This is a genomic window from Shewanella sp. W3-18-1, assembly GCF_000015185.1.
GTDB classification, from domain to species: domain Bacteria; phylum Pseudomonadota; class Gammaproteobacteria; order Enterobacterales; family Shewanellaceae; genus Shewanella; species Shewanella putrefaciens.
The window spans coordinates 4,460,784-4,483,183 of sequence record NC_008750.1 but is presented as its reverse complement, the minus strand read 5'-3'; the positions used below and the strand labels follow the sequence as shown (position 1 = coordinate 4,483,183).

The window sequence follows — 22,400 nt, the reverse complement described above, 5'->3', positions numbered from 1 at the left end:
GATTATGAAAAAATCCATGCGTTTGATGAGCCAAATTTACTCTTTGCTATTATTGATTGGTGTGATCTTTTGCATGTCTTCATCGTTGATGGCTGATGACTTACAGGATTTCACATTTGATGATAGCCTATTACTTGGTGGTGGTTATGGCGATAGTTATCTTTCTCGCTTTAACTCGACTGCGGAAACTATTCCAGGTCAATACCAAGTTGATATCTATATAAATGGTACTTACTTAAATAGGGAAATTATTAATTTTATTAAAGTTGACTCCCAAGGAGTTGTGCCTTGTCTCGACCTTAATTTCTGGAAGAAGTCGAATGTAACTGCAATATACATAAACGAAGATGCACTATTGCAGGCAGAATGTGCCGCCCCTGATACTGTGGTCAAGGGGGTATCGACGCAATTTGATGCCGAGAAATTAAGATTAGGTATTGCGATCCCACAAGCTTATTTACGGCAGATTCCGCGTGGCTATGTTGATCCTTCATCTTGGAGTGAGGGAGAAAATGCTGGATTTATCAGTTACAACAGTAACTACTATCAAACTAATAGCCGCAGTGCTGGTAGCGATATGCGTGCCATTTATACGGGCCTTAATTCAGGTGTCAATTTAGGATTATGGCGCCTGAGAAATCAATCGAGTTATCAGTACAACGATGTTGGCCAAAATACTCAAGAAAGTTTCAATTCTATAAGAACTTATATCACCAGAGCCTTGCCGGATATGCAGAGCGAACTCTTGCTTGGTGATGCCTACACTCGAGGAAATATTTTCGGTAGTTTAGCTTTTACCGGCGTACAGTTGCTGACAGATAATCGCATGTTACCAGAATCGCAGCGTGGTTATGCACCTGTCGTCAGGGGACTCGCTAACTCAACCGCAAGCGTAGTGATTAAGCAAAATGGTGTGAGTATTTATCAAACCACAGTAGCGGCGGGGCCTTTTGTTATTAATGACTTATTTCCCACAAGTTATGAGGGGGATTTGTTAGTTGAAATTAGTGAAGCCGATGGAAAGGTCTCTAGTTTTACTGTGCCATTCAGTGCTGTGCCTGGCTCGTTGCGTGAAGGAAGTTTCCAGTACGGGTTATCATTTGGTGAAGTAGATCAAACAGAGTCTGGTGGGTACTTTGTAGATTTAATTTCTGAATATGGTTTGAGTAATATGCTGACGCTAAATAGCGGTGGGCGTGTCGGAGATGATTATTTTGCTTTGAGTCTAGGGACTGTATTAGGTACAGAATGGGGGGCTCTGGGGTTAACCGCAGTACATTCTATGTCTCGTATTTCTCAGTCTTCAGTATTAAATGAGTGGAAAAATGGCTGGCGTGTTGGACTTAATTATAGCCATTCATTCGATTCGGGGACATCAGTGGCACTTGCTGGATATCACTACTCTACTGAGTCATTTCGGGAGTTGAATGATGTTTTAGGTTTGAGGAGGGCATTGGAGAGTGGGAATATTTTTGAATCTGAGACCTACCGTCAGCGGTCTGAAATGAGTTTGAGTGTGAATCAGAGTTTAGATGACTTTGGCTTTGTGTATTTGAGTGGTTCTAAACGTCAATACCGTGATGGGCGCGATGATGACGATCAACTACAGTTTGGCTATTCGGTGGGTATTGGCCGTGTGAATATAGGGCTCACTTTTTCACGTCAATATACCAGTCAAGTTCCGCTGCAGAATGGGTTTAGTGGTCAGCTATTAACTGAAATGAGCGGTTATTCCTCTGATAGGGTGAAGGAAGATCTTGTCAGTCTCACCGTGTCTATTCCATTTGGTCGTCGCCAGTCAAACATGCTTAGCAGTGGGTTTAGTCATTCATCTAGGGGCAATGAGCAGTATAATCTAGGACTCGCAGGCACTGTGGATGATGATAATACTTGGACATATGGCCTGAACGCTTCATTGCAGCGGCAGGATAGTTCGAGCGAAAGTGTCAGTGTCAATACGCAAAAGCGCTTTAGCCAAGCGACGTTATCGGGTAACTATTCTATTTCTGATACTTATCAGCAGGTTGGTGCTGGGTTGAGTGGTGCTGCAGTGGTGCATTCTGGCGGCATAACATTAAGCCAAAACCTCAGTGATACTTTTGCGATTGTTCAAGCAGAGGGAGCTTCTGGCGCAAAAGTGACCAATAATTGGGGCACTGAGATTGATGGCTTGGGATATGCGATTATCCCATCTTTGACGCCTTATCGTTCTAATAGTGTGACACTTGACAGTGGGTCTATGCTCAGCAGCACAGAGCTTATTGATACACAACAGCAAGTTGCGCCCTATGCTGGTTCTATCGTTAAGATAAAATTCGAGACTAGACACGGGATCGCTGTCGTCTTCATGACTCAGCAAGCCAACGGCGGCGTTATCCCTATTGGCGCCGAAGTAGTGGACGAAGATGGGGTTGTATTGGGCATGGTCGGGCAGGCAGGTATGGCTTATGTCAGAGCTCCTAAACCGAGTGGTCAGTTGACCGTAAATTGGGGAAATAAGTCCGATCAACAATGTCACTTTAACTATGCTCTTGAAAACAGTCGTGATAATACTTTATTAAGAATGCTCGCGCTATGTGAGCGGGTTAATTGAGATAAAAACTATGATTGAGTTCAACCTAGGTCGGCTATTAGTCGTGTTTGTGTTTACCACTTTAGTCTGCGCTCAAGCGATGGGGACTTGTTATCGCATATCAACAGCCACAACAAATCCGGCAGATTTTTATTATGTCGCACCTGACTATGGCAAAACAGCGGTATGGCATGGTAGCTATGATGCTAATAGGGGCATGCTTAATCTACCTATTATCAATGTTACCGATGAAAGTTTTCAACCTAATGGCACCTTATTGGGATCGAGTGTTGTGCCCTTCAGTACCTATGGACAGACTGGCGGGTATGATCCTGAACAGGTACTTTTTCGTTGCGATGCGGCGGATGAGCACCAACTAAATGAGATCTACTCAGTAAACGCTGATAATGCTTATGGTGGCATGTACGAAGATGGCACGGCTTATGGTATCGATAAGGGATATGCCACTTACCATCGAAATGTTGTGATCAGGGTTAAGAATAATTCGACTGGTCAGTATTTTTCACGTTTGTGGCAATATCGACCGCTGCGTGGATTAGACCGTGATGCACAGGGGCGGATCTTAGTGAAGGCGAAAAATTTTACAGATGTCACTATAGAGTTGTTCCAGATTGGAAAAGTGAGAGGTGTTGAGCAAACAACCGTCTATAGCTATAACCAACCAGCAGCTTATATTGCTTTTGGTGGGCCAGGCCTTGCCTATCCTACGGAAGGGGTTGACCATATTAGTCATTATCCAGGCTGGTATGCGAATTGGCCTGGGAATATCAGCTTATATCAACAGTTGTATACGCGAAGGGCTGGAGGTTGTGCGGTAATGAATGTCACGCCTTATGTGTTGTTCCCCACTGTGACTATCGCGGAATTAAACAGCGGCGTTACCCGAGAAGCTGACATTCAGATTAATTATCGTTGCCAACAGCATGCTGATATCAATGGCCCCGCAGTTAATGCGAACGCTATTGCTTTTAAAATTGAGAGTAATAATTATCAGATAGCGAGACAGTTGGGGTTTACTACTCAGGACGCTGTGACATATTTAGTCAGTAATGCCTATGGTACCAATACTGTTGCCAGTGGTGTGGGGGTAAAGCTACAACGCAATGATGGTGTGATTCAACCCTTTTTAAATTTTGATTATAGAACCAGCCTAGACTCACAATATAATGCATGGAAAGACGGTTGGCGGCCATTACAGGGCAATAGAACTGGTATTGTCGGTACGAGTTATCAATATATGGATAATTACAGAGTTGTTTTTGGCAAGTTGCCAGGAATGAGTCCAACGGCAGGAAAATTTTATGCAAAAGCGGAAGTGCTTATTCGGGTTCAGTAGTTTAGTTTTATGGCTCCTTATGTTGCAAACCGCGCTGGCTGGTGTAGTTGCCGATCGTAGTCGAATTATTTTTGCGGCTTCCGATCGGGAACAAGGGTTGTCACTGGTGAATATTAATGACTACCCAGTGATGGTGCAGCTGTGGGTGGATGACGGCGATCCAGACTCTGGCCCTGAAACGGCAAATGCGCCAATTTTACCCTATCCTGGCTTGTTGCAAATTGCCCCAAAGGAGCGCAAGCACATAAATCTGCTTAATATTGCGGAGCAGAAACCTGAAAAACAAGAACAGTTATACTGGCTGAATGTATACGAAGTTCCACCCACCCCCGCCAAAAATATTGATGAAACTGAAGGGCAACTGTTGATTGTCGCTTTACGTACTCAAATGAAGGTTTTTGTGCGGCCCAATAAGCTAGCTATTGATGTTTTAGACTTAGCAAAGTGGCAGTCATTTATATTGAAAGACAATATGTTATCAATAGAGAATAAGTCACCTTACTATGTGACCTATCAGAACCTCAGTTTGAGTTTTAAAGGGAGGGATTATGCTATTTTTCAAGGAATGCTAGCCCCTTATTCCGCAGAAACTGTGACTATCACTGAGAGCGAGTTAATTGGTCAGCTTGGGCTGATCCTAAAGGCCGAGTACATAGACGATGAAGGAAACGCTCAGCCGCTTGCTTTGACAGTGAATTGAACATAAGGCTCTGTTTACAACAGGGCCTTATGTGTTTTATACAGCGTGACTTGAAGCTATTTATTTGAGGCTGTTTGGGTATAAGAGATCACTTCTGCCTCGAGTGAAGTAATAGCCTGAGATACGGCTTCAACATAAGCATTCAGCTGCTGATGGTTCGCATTTTCTAGCATTTCACAGGCAGACATGAGTTTCTGTGCATCGATAATTCTTGCTGCCCCCTTGATCTTATGAGCAAGATCTTTGATGGAACTGCAATCATTATTCTCTAGGGCTACAAACAGTGACTGCAAGTCACTTTGATTGCTTTTAAGGAGTTCTTTAAGCAATTTATCGACTAGCTCCGCATTATTACCAGTGAGTTTTTCTACTGCGTCAGCAGCAAAATGTGTCGCGGTTATGGTCGCTTTTTCAGGGGTAAACCGTTTAATCATACTCTCTAGCTCCATTAGGCTGATGGGTTTGAATAAACAGTCGTCCATCCCAGCAACTAAACAGGCATCCTTGGCTTCTTTTTGAGCGTTAGCGGTATAGCCAATGACGATAGCATGTGCGTGACGTTTGCGTTCGAATTGTCGAATTTTTTGGCAGAGTTCATAACCGTTCATTTCTGGCATATTACAGTCGGTGATCACCACTGGGTATTTTTTGCTTTTGAACATGTCTAAGGCCGTCAAACCATTTTCTGCCTCATCAACACTATGGCCTAAATATTTAAGCTGTTGGGCTAATAACAAGCGATTTGCAGGATGATCGTCAACAATTAAGATATCTATGGGGGTACACTCATGTGACTCTGTAAATAGTGGCGAAGAACTATTGACGATCTCGGTTTCTAGTTGGGTAAGTGTTAATTCCATTCTAACTTGAGTTCCTTGATACAATTTGCTTTTAAGGATCAAACTTCCACCCATCATTTCACACAGAGAGCGGCTAATCATGAGCCCAAGCCCCGTACCGCCATGGGTATTATGAGTGCCATGAGCTTGGCTGAAGGGGCTAAATAGCTTCTCTTGATCATCTTCCGAAATGCCAATACCTGTATCCGTGACAGTAAATAGAATGGTGTGCGTGGTATTGGTGACATTTTCTGATTGAATTTCTACTTTTACTCCGCCGCTATCAGTAAATTTAATAGCGTTGCCAATTAAATTTGACAGTATTTGCTTAATCCTCATAGGGTCAACGAGTACATCATTAGTAATAGTAGGATCAAAATCTAACTGCAAAGTGATTCCTTTTTGTCTAGCCAACCCATCAAAGACCCTCACAACAGAGGTTGTAATTGCCTTAAGATTGGTCCTAATCGGCGAAAGCGACAGTTGACCTGCTTCAATACGAGCTATATCTAAGATATCTCCAATAAGTTCAAGTAGATCATTGGCTGAATCATAGGCAACTTTGATTGAATTTAAATCAAACTGCTGTGAGTTTGTGCGTTGTAATACCAGTTCTAACATGCCGATGATGGCATTCATAGGTGTTCGAATTTCATGGCTCATAGTCGCTAAGAAAGTACTTTTGGCTTGACTTGCACTATCTGCAACTTCCTTTGCATGTTCTAATTCTTCAATAAGCTTGACTCTGTCACTCACATCTATCCAACCACCAATAATCCCTTCAACATTTCCTGCTTCATCACCATATGATTTGAACCAGTGATAAATATTATATTTATCCCCATTTATGTGAAGTTCTCTATCTTTGAAAACGGCAATACCATCTTCTAAGGCCTGTATATATTCTTTATCTACAATTGGGGCCTCTGGTGACCGACTGGCTCCTTCTATTGTGCTTTTATATAGCAAATCCTTACGTGATGCTTTAAAAGCATTAAGGTAGCTCTCGTTACACATAGTCAGTTCACGTTGCTTATTTCTTACATAAATAGGATGAGGTATGGCATCAACGATAGACTGCATGAATTGCAGTTGCTGGTTTAGTTCTTTTTTAGCCAGTAATCGTTTTCGATAATGAGTTCGGGTGTAAAAAGCCCAAATAATGGAGACTAAAATCATTATCGTTGAGGCAATTACAACAGTGTAAATTGTGTATTTATAATCTTTCCAACTTTGGCGTGCAGGTAGAGCATTACGGCGCCAGCGATTCTCTGCCATTTGCAATTCGTCAGGAGGAATAACTGCTAATGTTTTATTTAGTATGCTCTTAAGTAATGCGTTCGAGCCTGCCATTCCAAATGCTACAGACGCTCTTGGTATTTCATCTATGATCTTACTTACTTCTAACGTATCGCTGAAATAACTGTTTACATAAAAATCAGCTAAAACTAGAGGAGCAATAGTCGCTTTTGTAGCTCCAGTCGCTATATCATTCATGGCTTCAATATAATTGTCTGCAATTGTGATGTCGGCGTTAGTATTTATTTTTCTAAGTATATTGTTGTTAAATATACCATCTGGTACGACAATTGCGTTAATATCTGGAGTAAGTGTATATTTTTGTGTAACTAACACATAGGGAGAATTAGAAAACTCTTTCGTAAAAACAATATTTTTGTCAATATCTTCAGTGGGAGAGTATATTGTCATCATGGCTTTATGGTTGAGAACAGAACTAATTTGTTCTGAAAATCGATTATTAACAACATAATCAAACTTTAGTCCTGAATACATTTGTATAAGTTCTAGTACCTCAACACCAAATCCATTGGCATTATGTGTATCGTCAAGATATGTTAGTGGTGCTGCGTACTTATTAATTGCTACTGTTATGCTGGGGTTATTTTGTAACCAAGCTTTCTCTTCTGCGGTAAAAGAAGGGAGTTCCGAGGTAAAAGGAATAGTACTTCCTCCACCACTCCAGCGCTTTCTAATCAACTTTCTTTGTTCGAGTGAAATATTGTTAATAGATTTGTTAATTATATCTATTAATGCCTTATTCTGTTCTGTTGCAGCAAAAGCGCTACCATGGGAATTTAAAGATAGGTGAGTATCCAGTTTGAGTCTTCCAGGGAAGCTATTGTTTATTAGATAGTTAGCTGATACTTGATCAACTATCACGGCATCAACCTGCTTAAGTGCTGCCGCAGCAACTGCAGCTTGTCTGGAGGAAAATTTGAGTAATTTTCTGTTGGGATAAATGTCTGTAATTGCCTCATCTGGTAGGTACTCATAGGCCATGGACATTGATTTAATCTGTTCATGCTCACCTAAGTTAGCATTTTTGAATATAGATGGTTTATCAATAGTATAGGGAGTACTTAAAATAAGCCCATGCATCTGCTCGAATTTATTGGCAGTAGTAATTAGATCAACCTCTCCATTGAGCGCTGCAGTAATTGCTTTCTCCCGAGAGATATAACGATGAATATTGATTTCAATATTAAGCATTTTAGCAATAATATATATATAGTCGGCACTAATTCCTTTGTAAATTTTTTGTTCACCATTAACAGTCATGTCAAATGGTGGATAATCGGGAGCAGATATTCCTATATTTAGGACTCTATATTTTTCGAGCGTACTTATCTCATCTGGTGAGAGGTTTATTAGTAGCAAAGGCTTTTCAGAATACCCAATTAGATCATAATTAGTAAATTTACTTTCATGTGCTGCTGAGTATGTTGAACTTAGGGTTAATATAAAAATGAACATAAATTTTTTCATATTAAGCTTTGCCTTTTTGCGATCTCAATTATATCAACTAAGTTTTTTGCATTTAACTTATCAAGCAATCTGGTTTTATATGTACTAATGGTTTTGTTACTTAGCAGCATGCGTTCAGCTATCTCTTTATTGGATAAACCAATCGCTAAATGTTGCAATACCACCATTTCGCGAGTTGAAAGCTTTTTTACGAGTTCGGCCTCATCTTGATTCGATTTTGAAATCATATTGTTATTGCTTATTATCGGGAAGTAGGAATGACCAGTGATAATTGCTTTCAGAGCACCAGTAACCTCATTCATGTCTTTTTGTTTAGAGACAAATCCTGATGCTCCAGCTTGAATGCAACGAGAAATAAAATGTTCAGAAGGCTGTGCCGTTAGCACTAAAATTGGAGGACACTTAGATAGCTTTCTTGATCTTTCTATCACTTCCAAGCCATCTAATTGTGGAATGCCAATATCGAGAATCACTGCATCAGGTGAAAGAGCCTTCATAAGCTTCAAGGCATCAACACCATTATTGGTTTCAGCTATAACTTCAAAGCCACTTTGTTCTAGAATGATCTTTAGTGCCAAAACAACAACGGGATGATCATCGACTATTAATACTTTTCTTTTCATTCATGTAACTCCGTAACTATTGAGTACAGATTTTATCCTTTGTAAAGCATTCGTGTGAAATAAAACTAACTGATTAAGACTTTTCCTACATACTTTTCAGCAATTTCTTTTAAATAATAGTCGTAAAATAATGGAAGTTAGATGAATTTGAGCATAGTAATTCTCTTTTTTTTAAATTCATAAACATCTGTGTGTATTTGTATCATGGGTTCTGAACATTGAGTTGTTTAAATTATAGCGGACTATCAATATCTTGGTTTTACAGCTTTCTACCGCGAGAATATAAAAATCATTTATTTATTCAAACTTTTAATTTTAAAGGGTATTTAATGAGTAAGGTTAGAGTGATTGTCTTAGAAGACCACCCCTTTCAACGTGCAGTGCTTGAGCATAATCTTGCATCTCTTGCGAATATAGAGGTGTTTGCATTCGGTTCAGCCCAAGATGCACTAACTTGGCTTGATGTTCATAATAGTGCTGATATTGTTATATGTGACTTAATGATGGCAGGTACTGATGGCTTATCATTTTTGCGTAAAGCAAAAGCAAAATATGATATAGCTTCTGTTGCCTTATTTAGTTGTATTGATAAAGAGCTGCGACGAGCTGTATCACAAATGATAAAAATGCTTAATTTTGAGTATCTTGGCGATTTAAGCAAAAGTCCTTCTGTTGATAATCTACAAAGTATGCTGGATAAATTTGTCTATTCTCGAGCTCAAAAGAGAAAAGTGATATCGACTCCACGGGTTGAGATTAGGCCGAAAGATTTTACATTAGCTGATTTTCAGTTGGCACTTGATCAACATCAATTTGTCGGTTTTTATCAACCTAAATTCAATGTTGCTAACTTTAATTTGGCTGGTGTTGAAGTTTTAGCTCGGTGGATTCATCCAGAACTTGGTACTCTCAATCCTGCCGCGTTTATTGAGCCATTAATTACCTATGGCCTGCTCGACGAGTTGTTTTTACAATTATTTGAACAAGGTTGCCAATTACAACAAGAGTTATTGGAGCAAGAACAGCAAATCTCACTCGCTTATAATCTTGATATTTCACAACTTAATTCCACAAAATTAGTTTATCGTATTGTTGATATAGTGAAGAGGTTTAATATTCATCCAAGGTCTATCACGCTTGAGATAACTGAAACGGGCTTACTTTCGGCGCCAGCTGTTAACATGGAAAACCTAATCCGGCTCCGGATGCAAGGCTTTGAACTTGCTATAGATGATTTTGGTGCAGCCCATTCTTCTTTAGCGCGATTATGCGAATTGCCATTCTCTCAAATAAAGTTAGATAGCTGTTTTGTTAGAGAATTAGGTGTTGAGCCTAGGTGTCAAGCTGCGATTTCGAGTGTTATTGCTTTATCTCAAGCACTTAATATGGAATTAGTGATAGAAGGTATCGAAACAAACTCGCAATTAGTATTATTGCAACAGCTTGGTTGTACTATAGGGCAGGGGTTTTGTTTTTCTCGTCCCATTGATGAACAAACATTTATTCAACGTTTTTTCCCAGCAAGTTCACAGCAGAGGGAACCACAGTAGATCTATTTTGAGTTATTAGTGGTTAGATTGTTTTCCTATGCTATTAACTATAGATTTTCTATTCACCTTTAGCCCCATTTGTTCACTATCTTCAGGCCATGGGTAATAGTGGCGTGGGCGTTTGAAGCGGGCAATTTTGTCGGCGAGAAAGGGTTCGAGTTCAGTTGCGATTGTGGTCATATCTTCGGTGATTTTTCCGCGTACAATCGCAGCGGGGAGATGGCCAAATTGTGCGTCAGGCTCAGCAAAGACGATAGCATCGTCAATGAGAGGATGTTGTTTTAGTGCCGCTTCAATTTCTTCTGGCTGAATGTTCTCACCGCCACAGATAAACATATTATCGACGCGGCCAAGGATATGCAGATTACCATTGGCATCCCACTCGCCCCTGTCTTTGGTATAAAACCAACCCGCTTTATCAACGCACTTTTGTATTCCATCCGCAGTGAGATAGCCCATAAACAGGCATTCACCGCGCACCCAAATCACACCGTCTGCTATTTTAAGCTCACGTTTGGGGAGTAGTTTGCCACTGCTGCCGTCACTTAAGGCCGAGCCTGTGGTGATCTGCGAGCCCATTTCTGTCATGCCATAACTGGTAAAACTCGCAATATTGCGCAATTTAAGCTGGTTGAGTAAATCTGTCGAAATAGCGCCGCCGCCGAGTAGCAATGCTTTGATACTTTCAAGCTTCCCATTTTCGTCACTCAGTAGCTTGATAAGTTGTGCGGGCACTAAAGAAACATGGGTGAGTTTATCACGCGTTATCTGCTGATTTAGGCTGATAACGGGATCTGGCATGGCTACACTGGCACCAACTAAGGCACAGCGATTCAGGATGGCAAGGCCACCGATATGAAATAACGGTAGAGAGAGTAACCAAGCGTCTCCCTTTTCTAAAGGGATGACACAGCGCGCACCTTCGGCATTGGCAATATGATTGGCTAAGCAATGCACCGCCGCTTTAGGAAAACCACTTGAGCCAGAGGTTAAAATCACATTGCTTGGGCGCGTAAAATCTATTGATTTTGCGGACTGAGTACTCAGAAGATTAAACTGCAGTTCTAAGGGGCTACAATGTCGCAATGCGGAGTCAGGTGTTGGGCTCCAATAATAGTCCACTTGATGGGTATCAATGAGTGCTTGTACTTGCGTGGTGGGGAAGCGTGGCGAAATTGGGAAAAATATCGCACCAATATCGATACAGGCCCAATATAGGCAGATCATTTCAAGGTTATTAATAGAAATACAGGCAACGGGATTGCCTTCCTTTATACCCAATGCCGTTAATTGCTCGCCAAGGGCGATAACCTGTTGGCTTAGCGTCTGATAATTGATGCCTTGTCCAGCTAGCGTGATGGCTGTTTGTTGTGGAAAATCCCTTGCTGCTTGGTGTAAGGGGGATATGGCGGTAAGGGGAAATAACACGCTACTCCCCCTTCGCTTCTGCCAATTCATTATCGGTATTGGTTTTTGCGTGGGTAGTATGCTGCGCGATAAGTTCAAGCTGTGAGAGTGTTAGGCATTGGGTTTTACCCGATGACACGATTAAATCTTGGCTAAAGGCGTTTAAGGTATCCAGACCCGGGGTTTCATCGGGTGTGAGGATTGTCGCTAAATGTGCTAAATCACGGATACCTAAACTGCTTTCAAGGCTGGAGCTTAAAATGCAACGCACGCCATGGTTTTGTGCGATATCGATTAACTGAGATAGTTTTTCGAGGCTACCGAGTAACATTGGCTTAATAATGATTGCCGCGAGTCCCTTATACAACTCAAATTGATATTCAGGATCATTTAGCGATTCATCCAAGGCAAAGGGCAGCCCTATGGCTTGATAAAATGCAGGGTTATCCCGTGGGTTATGGCAAGGTTCTTCGATATATTCGATAGCCTCTAATGGCAAGCAGGCGGCAAATGTGATGGCTTGTTCCAAGCTAAAACCGCGGTTTGCATCCAAACGTAATTTGATGTCCGGCCGTGTACTTAAAATACCATAAATTAAACTTAGCTCATCTTCGATAGAGGTCTGTGCGACTTTGACTTTTACGGAGCGAACATCCTTGCCCAGATGGGCAATTTTTTTCGCAAGCAGAGCCTTACTCGCATCGGTTGGATGATAAATCAAAGGCACAGTGCTGTTTTGCGGCCTTACCGTCGCGAGTTTTCCCATTAATTTAGCATGCAGCAGACTTAAGCCGAATGCTAATGAGGGATAAGGCGTTTGCTCGGAAAAGTCGATAAGTTTATCGATGTGTTGCCCACAAAGCTGAGGTAATAACGCTGTTAATGCACTTCGTACTTGGGCGAGGTTTTCGCGGCTAAATCCTAAAATATCGTGCTGCTCAATATCAATACCTGAGAGCGGGGCAATGTCCACTTCAACCTGTGTATCTCTATCGTTAGCACTGGCAAAGGCTTGCAAGACTAACCCTGCTCTGTGATCGATTCGTTGCTTACCAACGGGGAGTAATACCTCAAGTGGTAGTCGATATTGATACAAGCTAAGCGAAGTTAAGATCATAGGTTTCCTACATTTTTATTCGGTAAATTACCCTAGCAAGGCCACGATTTTTGAGATTAATGCAGCGGGTGCCATTTGGTGTATGTTGTGTCCTGCGCCGTGAATGCTATGGAGGAGAATAGGCGCTTGCTGTTGCCATTTTTCGGCAATGGCCGAAAATTTACTATCTTCAGTGCCCGCAAAAAAATGGCATTCGCAGGTTAATTGTGAAGGGACATTCCACAGGGATGCTTGCTTGGCAAGTGAAGTCGCAAGATAGATCTGTTGTAGTTTTTGTTTGGGGTGTTGATCTAATGCTTTTGTGCGTAAATCAATCAGACTTTGGCGTTTGGTTGTGCTCATATCGGCGAAAACCGCCTGTTGGTACCACAAGGCCAGAAACTCTTTGCTACTTAACCTCATTAAACGATCTGCCCACAGTGCATCATTACTGGCTCTGGTGGTTTTTTCTTCCAGATCATCTAGCCCCGGATGACAGGATTCGAGGGTTAAGCTCAGTAACCTTTGTGGGTAAGTATTGGCAAGGTGAAGAGCAATACGGCCACCGAGAGAATAGCCATAAAGGTGGAATTGACCTATATGGAGCCCATCAAGGTGTGCGATCACATTTTCCACACATTGGCTAAATCCCTCCAACTCGGTTGGCGCTAACTCGTCTTGATTATCACCATGGCCTGGCAGATCCACACAAATGCAATGAAAGTGCTGACTTAGCACTGGCATTAACGGCAACCAGTCAGCCTTAGTACCTAAAAAACCGTGTAGTAATACTAAGACCGGTAGTGATGTTTCACCGTAACGGGCCATGGTTGGCATTAGCTTTGTTTCACCCACAGGTTGAGCTCAGCAATTTGGTCACTGGCTTGTGTTTGGCTGACATTGACTTCAATGATCGAAGCCCCTTGAAAATCTAGCGCTTCATTATAGCTATCTTGAAAATCAGCTAAATTATCTACTTGATTATAGGGCAGATTAAACATGGCTGCGGCGTAACCAAATTCTAAGCCGTGGCTGAGTCGATAGTAGTCATTGCGCACTTGTTCATTAGGAACAGGCAGCAGATTGAAGATATTGCCGCCATCATTATTGAGGATCACGATCACTAATGGGCTAGCTAAGCTTTTGGCAATAGCCAGCGAGTTAAGGTCATGCAATTGGGATAAATCGCCAATGATCAAACTTGTAGGTTTACCTTCATGGGCTGCAAGGCCACAAGCCGTTGCCAGTAAACCGTCAATGCCCGAGGCGCCGCGGTTAGTATAAGTGGTGGCAGTGCAGCAACTGACTGGGGCATACATGTCGTATAAGCGAACGGGCAGACTATTGCCGATAAACAGTTGTTGTTCTAGTGGACGAGTATTTGCAATAGCGCGTACAACCTGCGCCTCGCCAAATTCCCCGTGATCGATATTGCGAACAAATAAGTTATGTAGTTCATCATTATAGGTAATGAGGGTATTGGCCCAGTTCGCGGAGGAAGACCGATACCAATTTAATGCTGTAAATTGTGCGGCATTGGCATGCCAAACATGCTTGGCATTATGGCTAGGGTCGAGTCGGTTTTGCTCTGGCAACACTTGCCAGTAACTGTGCCAGTGCTGCTCTGCTAAATAACTTATTAAGCGTTTTGATAATAAACGGCCACCAAATACGAGTACACGATCCGCTTCTTGTAATAGATTACGCGCCTTTGGATGTTGTAATAGTTGGTCAATATTTCCGATGGCAGCGGGGTGCTGGCGCAATTGTGATTGGGCATCCGTGAGTAGAGGCCAACCAATTTTTTGCGATAGGGCAATGAGCTGTTGTGGATCTTGTTCAGGGGTTAATGTGCCAGCAACAATGACCCCCTTTCCATGGACGAAACGCATTATTGCATCGTCACTAGGGTTGCTTACCTGCTTATATTTACCGTATTGAGTATAAGGCCGCGACAATTGCAGCCAAGTTTGCAAGGGTTTGAGGTAGGGCGATTCGGTATCGAGAATAGGGGTGCCTAGCTCACTTGGGTACAAAGGTTCACGGTACATGCAGTTGATATGCACAGGACGAGTCTGATTTGCCACTGCTTCATCAATGGTGGTGAGTAATGCCTGTGGTGCAATGTGTGCATCGGGTGTTGGCAAGTTAATTTGCTTGGCGTAATGAGCAAAAATACCGGGCTGAACTATGGCTTGGTTTGCGCCACAGTCGAGCAATTCTGGCGGGCGATCACCACTCAAGACGATTAAAGGTACATGGGTGAGCCAAGCTTCAACGATTGCAGGATATAAGTTGGCGACAGCAGTACCTGAGGTGGTGATAATAGCGACGGGAGCTCGGCTTGCTTTAGCAAGACCTAAGGCCATAAAACCTAATCCACGTTCATCAAAATGCAGGTGGCGTTTCAGCTTTGTTTGTTGGGCAGCAGCAAGGGTTAAAGGAGTTGAACGTGAGCCCGGCGCCATACACACATGTTGCACCCCAATGCGTGCAAGTTCCTCAAGAATAAGTGCGCCCCAAATAAGATTGAGTGTGGCTGTATTTTCGGTCCGCATAACTGAATCTATTAGGATAAAGATGGGCTTAGTGTAACGCGTTTACGCCGCAAGATGTATGCTTGGTTTAACAAATCTTGGGCGCATAAATGGTGGAGGTGTGCGAAAAGCTTAGGCATAGGTAACCCTATCACCTCTGATGTCGGTGGTTTACCAATTGACAGTGTTTCATTATCGCTAGGCTAAATAATACGATCGACGATTTTTTGAATTTCTCCACTTAACCATTTTAGATCCTCATTGATGGCATTGGGCTGATTTTTTTGTACTAAAAAAATCGTTGGTGCTTCGGTATCTGCATAGAGACGTTCAGCTTCGTATTGCGATAGTTGGCAAGTATGCAGTTCAGGAATATCGCTCACCATTTCGTAGACTATCCGATAGGGCAATAAAGATACGGCATTACTTTCACCTAGATACTCAAACAAACTTGAAATACTCGTTATGGTAATTTCAGTATTGAGTTTTATACCATTAGTGATGCAAAACTCTTGGTATGGACTCAATTTGGTGCTGGGATTGCCAAGATCGGTATTGACATAGGGATATTCAGCAATGGTTTCTAAGGTGATTTCCCGTTTAAAAATAGGATGATGCCTGCTAGCAATTAGGTAGAGTTTATCCATGCGGTGCAATTCAGTCGTTAGCAGTTTATCGCCGAAGGCAGCGACATCGGCAGCGCTTTTATTACAACAAATACCTAACGTGATATCACCATTAATAATGTCCTGAGTGGTATGCATAGACCAAGGGTTAATATTAATGTGCATAGGTTTTTGCTCTTCTTTAATCGCCTGCATTAAGGCTTTAGGAAAGGCATAGGCAATTAATCCTGGCGCAGCAATTTCAACATGCGTTTTTACTTGGCGAGTATTTGCCATTCTGGCTTTTTGAAACTTATCGGTACACTCAATAGCTTCTTTTGCAATTGGATATAAATGAGTAGCAAACTCATTTGGAAATAAGCCGTATTTACGCCGAATAAAGAGTTCGTCACCAAAAATTTCCCGTAGATTTTTAAGGCTACGACTGATTTTAGGTGCTGGAATATCAAGAGCCTTCGATACATAGGTTGCTGACTTGTTCTCATATAACGAAACAAGTATTTTTAAACTCAGAATATCGAGGCCATCCATGTTACTAATATGCATTTTTTATATTCCTTAATATTGAGTAAATACTTAAAGTGCAGACTAATTATGCTGTTAATTAATAAATTTAATGTGAAACTAATCCCAAGTTTAGGATCTAGAGTTTATCTATGTGTATCAAAGGCTTTTTATTTTGTTTTTTATATTTAAAAGGCGATTTTTAATAAAATTTGAAATTTCAAAAAATGATATTCGCGCAATAAAAATCTAATAATTGAATTATCAAATACCAATATCTGCATTTAAGATTTGCATAATTTTGCAATGTGATCGGTTGTGTAAATCATTGTTTATATTTAAATTGTTATTTGCAAGTGTGATACTGGTCAATAAAAGTTAAGTGTTTTCAAATAATACTGAAGTTGCTTTAAATGAGATAACAAAAATATAAATTAGTTTTTGGAGGCGTGTATGAATACTTCAGTCATTCTCAGCTATGCGTTTATGTACTTCGTACTATTCGTAGCAGTACCATTCGTGTTTGTGATGTTTGTCATGACTTGCATTAAGTTTTTTAGAGCAGATCCTGATGAAGCCGCACACCATGAAATGAAACTTAAACCAGTGCTGTTTGATAAACAAAGCTTCAATTTTTTTAAATCATTAAAAACTGTTGTTGAAGGTAAATACGATGTTTGTTGTAACGTACCATTAGACACAGTATTTGAGATGGATCACCATGATGCGGAATTAAATCATGAATGCCGACTCGATTATGTATTGATCGACCATGATTCATCTGAAGTGAAAATGGTGATCAGTGATTTTGGTAAAGAGACCAACTCACCACTGAAAAAATTGTTTAGCAAGTTCAATATCAATTTCATTGAAATGAACCCGCATAAACAGTGGGATACTCAGAGTCTTAAGCAAGCCTTAGCTGTGTGATCTTGACCGTCGGGTTCGGACCTATCCGAACCCTGACTCCTTCTTTACCTTCCTACGGATAAATGTGAGGACTTCCTATGTCCAAAAGACAATGGCTGTGGTCGTTACGCTTAGGTGCTGCGACATTGCTTTTAAGCTTTTCTGCAATGAGTGCTGAGCCAGCCAATCAAATTAACAGTGATGCTTGCATGAAGTGTCACAAGCGTAACGGTCAAATGTTAGGGCATCATGGCCAAGATGCGATGAAAATGACCTGTTCTTCCTGCCACGGCGAAAAGGGCGACCACCCTAAAAAACCAAATGATTTGGTGGTCTTCGGTATGCAAGACGCGTCGGATATGACGGTTCAACTTGGTGCGTGTCAGAAGTGCCATACCAAGAAAAAGCTCGGTGAAGCAGATTGGACACATAACGTGCACGCGAAAAAAGTGCCTTGTGCTGCCTGCCATAAATTACATAGTCCAACGGATCCAATGGCGCAGATGACGCTAAAGGTTCGCAGTGAGCTATGTAGCAGTTGCCACACTGGCAAGCAGGAGTAAAGTTATGGAAAATTCAAAAAGAAGATTTCTTAAAGGTACCTGTGCTTTATTAGCGGGTGCATCTGGCGCCTCACTTCTCGCCACTGTGAATGCATCAGGCAGTGTTAAAGCTGAAGCTGATGTGAAATATGCACTTATCCATGATGAAACTAAGTGCATTGGCTGCCAAGCATGTGAAGTGGCCTGCCGTGAAGTGAATAATGTGCCTGAAGGTGTTTCTAGGATTGAAATAAAAAGAGAAGGTCCTTTTGGCGAATACCCTAATCAGTTTTATCACTTTAGCCGCAAGTCTTGTCAACATTGTGAAGATGCGCCATGTGTGAATGTTTGCCCAACGGGAGCAGCGTTTATTGATAAAGAAACGGGCATTGTTTCTGTTGATGCTTGGAAGTGCGTAGGTTGCCAATATTGTATTGCGGCTTGTCCTTATCAAGTGCGTTTTATCCATCCTGTCACCCGTGCTGCGGATAAGTGTGATTTCTGCCGTGAAACGAACTTGGCTCAAGGTAAACAGCCTGCTTGTGTTGCTGCTTGTCCAACAAAAGCACTCGTGTTCGGTAATTTAAAAGATCCGACGTCAGAGGTTGTTCAAGTGCTGCGGTCTAATCCAACCCAACGCGCTAAGGTTGATCTCGGAACGCGACCTAAACTGTTCCGTATCGTTGCAAAATCAGGGGAGGTGACATTATGAGCGCACTGCATTTTGATACCTTAGTCTGGCATTGGCCGATTGCGATTTACTTGTTTTTAGCCGGTGTTTCAGCGGGTGCTATGTTCTTCGCTGTACTGTTAAAACATTTTGTACTTAAACATAACGCCTATCAGTCAGGTTTTGTGCAAGCTGCCTGTATTGTGGCTCCCGTTGCTGTTATGGCCGGGTTAGGTATTTTGGTCATTGATTTAACTAAACCGCTCGATTTTTGGAAGATTTTAGTGTTTTACAACCCTAAATCTGTCATGTCGATGGGTGTGCTTATTCTACTGATTTACCAAGTGTTTATGTTTATGTGGATAGGTATTACCTTCCGTAAGCCAGTGGATGCTTGGTGTGAAAAGCGTTTCCCGATAGTGCTTAAGTTGACGGCACTCTTAGCACGCTATGAGGCAACAATTACTGGCTTGTTAGTGATTTTCTCCCTGGCACTCGGGGCTTATACAGGATTTTTACTATCGGCCTTGCCTGGTTATCCAATGCTTAAAAATCCAGTGTTACCTTTGCTGTTTTTGGCATCGGGACTGTCTTCTGGTGCGGCATCTTCTTTACTGGGTGGTGTATTGCTCAATGGTAGTCCTAATGGTAAGGAAGTGCATTTTATCCATAAAGTTGAAATTCCACTGATTTTAGTCGAAATCGTGCTGATTTTTACCTTCTTTATGGGCTTAGTGTTAACGGGTGGACAGAGTAAAATTGCGGCCTTTAACGCCATTGGTTATGGCTTCTGGGGATGGATTTTCTGGCTCGGTATCATTGGTCTTGGTTTATCTGGCCCATTAGCAATGAATCTGTTTATGACGGCAACCTCTAAGCGCAAGTGGGCTTATGTGGCGGGTACAGCATGTATTAGTTTGATAGGTGTGCTGTTACTGCGAAACTTTATCCTTTACACCGGGCAAATGACCATTGCCTAACAGGGCAGAATACGTTGTTAGCAAGTATATCAATATCAGTGTTAAGGGATTCGACGGATTGCGAAAAACAGTGTCTAAGGAAAACACTGTGAGGTAACACCTCCAATAGCTATGACTGAACTATTGGGGATTGGTATCTCGCGCAATCCGTTGTCACAGGGAGGTTGCTGGGAAAGGAATCCATATTTTGTACTTAGGTATTTTGCCCTGCCTCCACAAGGGCTTCGCCACCTTTATTCCTTAGGGGTGGCGCTTCTTGCTAGGGGGCAAAACCAATTTACTCGCCTAAATTATTGATCCATTCACTCATCACTATATGGGTTTTAATCTTGGTTATATCGGAATGAGCATCAATATATTCACGGATCTCATGTAAACGGCGCATTGATGGCGTTTGGACATAAACCAGTAAATCCATATCCCCAGAAATACCACGGCATGTAATGACTTCAGGGATGGCTTGAAAGACATGCACGACGTCTGCGCAGCGTGAGCATTGGTGTTGGATCTCAAAATAGGCCGACACACCTTCTTTTTGCGATTCGCTCAAAAGGACTTGATAACCGCGGATCACTCCAGACTGTTCTAATTTCTTAATTCGCTCTGCAACGGCGCTGCGGGAAAGGCTTACTTGTTCAGCAATATGTGACACGCTCTGGCGTGCATTTTGACGTAAACAGTTAATGATTGCAGTATCGAACTTATCCAAATTGGGCTCCAGTGCAAATAGTGATATTGAATCAGTGCGCTATTTTCCATTGGTTTTAGTCACAATGGAATGGGCAGAGTATTAGGCGCACTATTTTACCGAATATTAAGTCGGCCGTCATTTTGATGGGAATAATCCCATTTTCCGTGATTTTGCTTGTGTAGGGCGTGGATAACACAGAAATTCACGGCAGATTGTGGCGTAAAATCTCATTATACTGTCGACTCAAAAATCATTGAATATTAACTGATGAATGCACATAGCGGAACAATAGGTCGTTGGCAAGGGGCTGGCTTAATGGCGACCACTTTACTGGGTACTGGGGTATTTATTTTGCCACAGATCACCATCGAAAAAGCCCATTCTGGCGCACTTGTGGCTTGGTTGTTATTGACCTTAGCCATTATTCCCGTTGCTTTAGTGTTTGGCCGTTTGGCGAGTGTATTTCCCCATGCTGCAGGTCCTGCCTATTTTGTTGAAAAAGCCTTTGGTCGTACAACGGGACGTACTATTGGTCTGATTTTTTTGCTGGTGGTTCCCATTGGTGCCCCCGCCGCGATCTTGATGACTTTTCAATTTGTGAATGCACTTATTCCATTAGAGGGTTGGCCTAAGGTTGGTTGCGAAATTTTGGTGATATTGGGACTATTTTTACTCAATTTACGGGGCATTCAAGTGTCGGCCAAACTGCAATTTGGTTTAACCCTATGCATAGTTGCTGTGGTGGTGATGTTATTTGGTGCAAGTAGCTTACAGCCTGGGCAGCTGACTTCACTTGCTAGCCACGGAATGCCGCAAATGTCAGCCGTAATGGTTGCTGCGGGTATCGCTTTTTGGAGCTTTTTAGGTATTGAAGCTATGACTCATCTTGCCGATGATTTTCGTCGGCCACAGCAGGATATGATCCCGGCGATGATGATGGGGACTATGCTGGTGGGCGTTATTTATGTTGCTTGTACATTTTTACTGCTGCTCGTGCCTACGGATGAAAGTGTTGCCATGATAGGTGTCTTTGATCAATTGCTTGGTGGGTATGGCGCTCAAGTTATCGGGGTTTTAGGCATTGCCAGTGGCCTTGCAACGGTAAATATTTATGCGGCGAGTGCGGCTCGTTTGATCTGGAGTTTTAGTTGCGATGGCATTTTACCGCGTTTTTTTGCGGTCAAAAATAATCACGGTGTTCCTATTCGCGCATTGGCGGCATTACTCTCGGTTATGGCAAGCGTGATGGTGTTAACCTATTTGACTGGGCAGGAATTAGAGCATCTGATTGCGTGGAGCAATGGCGTTTTTGTGGTGATTTATCTGATGGCGATGTTAGCTGCGGCTAAATTATTACCAAAGCAAAACTTGCCCTTAGTCATATTAGGGTGTGTTTTCTGTTTGGCGTTAGGAATTGCGCTGGGTGCTAGTATGGCCTATGTGTTGGTATTGGTCATAGTCGTTGCGCCTTTTCTTTGGTGGCAAAAGACGCATATAAGCCGCAAACAAAGCTTAGTTATCCCTGACTGACTTCATTGCAAGGTTGCGCATCTGGATAAGTTCACTGTGCTTGAGATACAACAAGTCAGCGGTACGGCGAATAATTTGGTCTTCGTATTGGGATAATTGTCCATCGGCATAAGCGAGTTGCCACATTGCCAATAACAGTTGTTGCTTTTGCTCTAGGCTAAATTCGGCATTGATAGCGCTCGTAAATTCAAAGAGTGATGTTGCATTACCTTGTACTTGTTTAGCATCATCGATAAGAGCGTTGGCATCGTCATCTGTCATCGACAGGGTATCGGTAAGGAGCTTAGGCAACAGTGCCATTTCTTCAGCGGCCAATGTTTCATCGGCAAAAACGACTTCTAATAACATGCTGGCTGCGGCTAATTTAAGCTGATGCGCCTTATCTTCAGGGGACACGGCTTGGGTGTGTGATTGAATAAATCGCTTTAGTTTCGCAATCATAGAAAGGCTTTTCTCATGCTAAAGAGGATATTAGGTAGA

Annotated in this window: 18 protein-coding genes; 9 read left to right on the top strand and 9 right to left on the bottom strand. The window is 42.1% G+C overall.

All coding sequences use genetic code 11. The annotated features are described in order from the left end of the window. The first annotated feature begins 4 nt into the window (after window positions 1-4). From SPUTW3181_RS20275 to SPUTW3181_RS20265, 3 genes are read left to right on the top strand one after another with little or no spacing between them, the layout of a single operon-like run. Window positions 5-2,593, top strand: a complete 2,589-nt coding sequence (locus SPUTW3181_RS20275) for a fimbria/pilus outer membrane usher protein (RefSeq protein WP_041408267.1) — start codon at window positions 5-7, stop codon at window positions 2,591-2,593. A 10-nt stretch (window positions 2,594-2,603) separates the two neighbouring features. Next, window positions 2,604-3,929, top strand: coding sequence for a fimbrial protein (locus SPUTW3181_RS20270; RefSeq protein WP_011791133.1), 1,326 nt, complete (start codon window positions 2,604-2,606; stop codon window positions 3,927-3,929). Continuing rightward, a complete protein-coding gene (locus tag SPUTW3181_RS20265; protein WP_082785995.1) occupies window positions 3,895-4,629 on the top strand; it encodes a molecular chaperone in 735 nt (244 codons plus the stop codon). Before SPUTW3181_RS20270 ends, SPUTW3181_RS20265 begins: the two co-directional genes overlap by 35 nt. Window positions 4,630-4,685: 56 nt before the next feature. Here the strand turns inward: SPUTW3181_RS20265 and SPUTW3181_RS20260 are convergent, their stop codons facing one another. After that, window positions 4,686-8,255 carry a response regulator gene (locus tag SPUTW3181_RS20260; protein ID WP_011791131.1) on the bottom strand — a complete coding sequence of 1,190 codons (3,570 nt, stop codon included), beginning with the start codon at window positions 8,253-8,255 and terminating at the stop codon, window positions 4,686-4,688. Continuing rightward, a complete protein-coding gene (locus SPUTW3181_RS20255; RefSeq protein ID WP_011791130.1) occupies window positions 8,252-8,878 on the bottom strand; it encodes a response regulator transcription factor in 627 nt (208 codons plus the stop codon). Before SPUTW3181_RS20255 ends, SPUTW3181_RS20260 begins: the two co-directional genes overlap by 4 nt. A 329-nt stretch (window positions 8,879-9,207) precedes the next feature. On the opposite strand from SPUTW3181_RS20255, the gene SPUTW3181_RS20250 reads away from it, so the two are divergent. After that, window positions 9,208-10,428, top strand: a complete 1,221-nt coding sequence (locus tag SPUTW3181_RS20250) for an EAL domain-containing protein (protein ID WP_011791129.1) — start codon at window positions 9,208-9,210, stop codon at window positions 10,426-10,428. A gap of 15 nt (window positions 10,429-10,443) precedes the next feature. Here SPUTW3181_RS20250 and menE read toward each other — a convergent pair whose 3' ends face one another. The 5 genes from menE to SPUTW3181_RS20225 all read right to left on the bottom strand — a co-directional run bounded on the left by menE (window position 10,444) and on the right by SPUTW3181_RS20225 (window position 16,640). After that, entirely contained in the window at window positions 10,444-11,886 is a 1,443-nt protein-coding gene (menE, locus tag SPUTW3181_RS20245; protein ID WP_049824079.1) for an o-succinylbenzoate--CoA ligase, read from the bottom strand. Beyond that, complete coding sequence (gene menC / locus SPUTW3181_RS20240) at window positions 11,858-12,952, bottom strand: o-succinylbenzoate synthase (RefSeq protein WP_011791127.1); 1,095 nt, start codon at window positions 12,950-12,952, stop codon at window positions 11,858-11,860. Before menC ends, menE begins: the two co-directional genes overlap by 29 nt. 27 nt (window positions 12,953-12,979) lie before the next feature. Continuing rightward, complete coding sequence (menH, locus tag SPUTW3181_RS20235; protein ID WP_011791126.1) at window positions 12,980-13,768, bottom strand: 2-succinyl-6-hydroxy-2,4-cyclohexadiene-1-carboxylate synthase; 789 nt, start codon at window positions 13,766-13,768, stop codon at window positions 12,980-12,982. Continuing rightward, window positions 13,768-15,489: a 2-succinyl-5-enolpyruvyl-6-hydroxy-3-cyclohexene-1-carboxylic-acid synthase gene (menD, locus tag SPUTW3181_RS20230; protein WP_011791125.1), complete on the bottom strand. Its 1,722-nt coding sequence runs from the start codon at window positions 15,487-15,489 to the stop codon at window positions 13,768-13,770. The genes menH and menD overlap by 1 nt, the downstream gene beginning before the upstream one ends. 182 nt (window positions 15,490-15,671) lie before the next feature. Further along, on the bottom strand, window positions 15,672-16,640 hold the full coding sequence (locus SPUTW3181_RS20225) for a LysR family transcriptional regulator (RefSeq protein ID WP_011791124.1): 969 nt from the start codon (window positions 16,638-16,640) through the stop codon (window positions 15,672-15,674). 411 nt (window positions 16,641-17,051) lie between these two features. Here SPUTW3181_RS20225 and SPUTW3181_RS20220 point away from each other — a divergent pair, with 411 nt between their 5' ends. The 4 genes from SPUTW3181_RS20220 (at window position 17,052) to nrfD (ending at window position 19,699) form a co-directional block, all read left to right on the top strand. Further along, entirely contained in the window at window positions 17,052-17,528 is a 477-nt protein-coding gene (locus SPUTW3181_RS20220; protein ID WP_011791123.1) for a hypothetical protein, read from the top strand. A gap of 77 nt (window positions 17,529-17,605) precedes the next feature. After that, complete coding sequence (locus SPUTW3181_RS20215) at window positions 17,606-18,070, top strand: nitrite reductase (RefSeq protein WP_011791122.1); 465 nt, start codon at window positions 17,606-17,608, stop codon at window positions 18,068-18,070. A 4-nt stretch (window positions 18,071-18,074) separates the two neighbouring features. Continuing rightward, window positions 18,075-18,761, top strand: coding sequence for a 4Fe-4S dicluster domain-containing protein (locus tag SPUTW3181_RS20210; protein ID WP_011791121.1), 687 nt, complete (start codon window positions 18,075-18,077; stop codon window positions 18,759-18,761). Then, on the top strand, window positions 18,758-19,699 hold the full coding sequence (nrfD, locus tag SPUTW3181_RS20205; protein ID WP_011791120.1) for a cytochrome c nitrite reductase subunit NrfD: 942 nt from the start codon (window positions 18,758-18,760) through the stop codon (window positions 19,697-19,699). Before SPUTW3181_RS20210 ends, nrfD begins: the two co-directional genes overlap by 4 nt. Window positions 19,700-19,976: 277 nt before the next feature. On the opposite strand, the gene SPUTW3181_RS20200 is transcribed toward nrfD, so the two are convergent. Beyond that, window positions 19,977-20,408 (bottom strand): Lrp/AsnC family transcriptional regulator, encoded by a 432-nt coding sequence (locus SPUTW3181_RS20200; protein ID WP_011791119.1) that lies wholly within the window; start codon window positions 20,406-20,408, stop codon window positions 19,977-19,979. Window positions 20,409-20,657: 249 nt separating this feature from the next. On the opposite strand from SPUTW3181_RS20200, the gene yjeH reads away from it, so the two are divergent. Further along, window positions 20,658-21,920, top strand: a complete 1,263-nt coding sequence (gene yjeH, locus SPUTW3181_RS20195; protein ID WP_011791118.1) for an L-methionine/branched-chain amino acid transporter — start codon at window positions 20,658-20,660, stop codon at window positions 21,918-21,920. Here yjeH and SPUTW3181_RS20190 read toward each other — a convergent pair. Further along, the gene (locus tag SPUTW3181_RS20190) at window positions 21,903-22,361 is read right to left on the bottom strand and encodes a TerB family tellurite resistance protein (protein WP_011791117.1); all 459 of its coding nucleotides are present in this window, start codon (window positions 22,359-22,361) and stop codon (window positions 21,903-21,905) included. The two genes, yjeH and SPUTW3181_RS20190, sit on opposite strands and share 18 nt — an antisense overlap. Window positions 22,362-22,400: the final 39 nt, after the last annotated feature.

Bases quoted from the DNA above. Each gene is read 5' to 3' on its own strand.
- SPUTW3181_RS20275 (WP_041408267.1), top strand. From the start codon at position 5: ATGAAAAAATCCATGCGTTTGATGAGCCAAATTTACTCTTTGCTATTA.
- SPUTW3181_RS20270 (WP_011791133.1), top strand. From the start codon at position 2,604: ATGATTGAGTTCAACCTAGGTCGGCTATTAGTCGTGTTTGTGTTTACC.
- SPUTW3181_RS20265 (WP_082785995.1), top strand. From the start codon at position 3,895: ATGCAAAAGCGGAAGTGCTTATTCGGGTTCAGTAGTTTAGTTTTATGG.
- SPUTW3181_RS20260 (WP_011791131.1), bottom strand. From the start codon at position 8,255: ATGAAAAAATTTATGTTCATTTTTATATTAACCCTAAGTTCAACATAC.
- SPUTW3181_RS20255 (WP_011791130.1), bottom strand. From the start codon at position 8,878: ATGAAAAGAAAAGTATTAATAGTCGATGATCATCCCGTTGTTGTTTTG.
- SPUTW3181_RS20250 (WP_011791129.1), top strand. From the start codon at position 9,208: ATGAGTAAGGTTAGAGTGATTGTCTTAGAAGACCACCCCTTTCAACGT.
- menE (WP_049824079.1), bottom strand. From the start codon at position 11,886: ATGAATTGGCAGAAGCGAAGGGGGAGTAGCGTGTTATTTCCCCTTACC.
- menC (WP_011791127.1), bottom strand. From the start codon at position 12,952: ATGATCTTAACTTCGCTTAGCTTGTATCAATATCGACTACCACTTGAG.
- menH (WP_011791126.1), bottom strand. From the start codon at position 13,768: ATGCCAACCATGGCCCGTTACGGTGAAACATCACTACCGGTCTTAGTA.
- menD (WP_011791125.1), bottom strand. From the start codon at position 15,489: ATGCGGACCGAAAATACAGCCACACTCAATCTTATTTGGGGCGCACTT.
- SPUTW3181_RS20225 (WP_011791124.1), bottom strand. From the start codon at position 16,640: ATGCATATTAGTAACATGGATGGCCTCGATATTCTGAGTTTAAAAATA.
- SPUTW3181_RS20220 (WP_011791123.1), top strand. From the start codon at position 17,052: ATGAATACTTCAGTCATTCTCAGCTATGCGTTTATGTACTTCGTACTA.
- SPUTW3181_RS20215 (WP_011791122.1), top strand. From the start codon at position 17,606: ATGTCCAAAAGACAATGGCTGTGGTCGTTACGCTTAGGTGCTGCGACA.
- SPUTW3181_RS20210 (WP_011791121.1), top strand. From the start codon at position 18,075: ATGGAAAATTCAAAAAGAAGATTTCTTAAAGGTACCTGTGCTTTATTA.
- nrfD (WP_011791120.1), top strand. From the start codon at position 18,758: ATGAGCGCACTGCATTTTGATACCTTAGTCTGGCATTGGCCGATTGCG.
- yjeH (WP_011791118.1), top strand. From the start codon at position 20,658: ATGAATGCACATAGCGGAACAATAGGTCGTTGGCAAGGGGCTGGCTTA.
- SPUTW3181_RS20190 (WP_011791117.1), bottom strand. From the start codon at position 22,361: ATGATTGCGAAACTAAAGCGATTTATTCAATCACACACCCAAGCCGTG.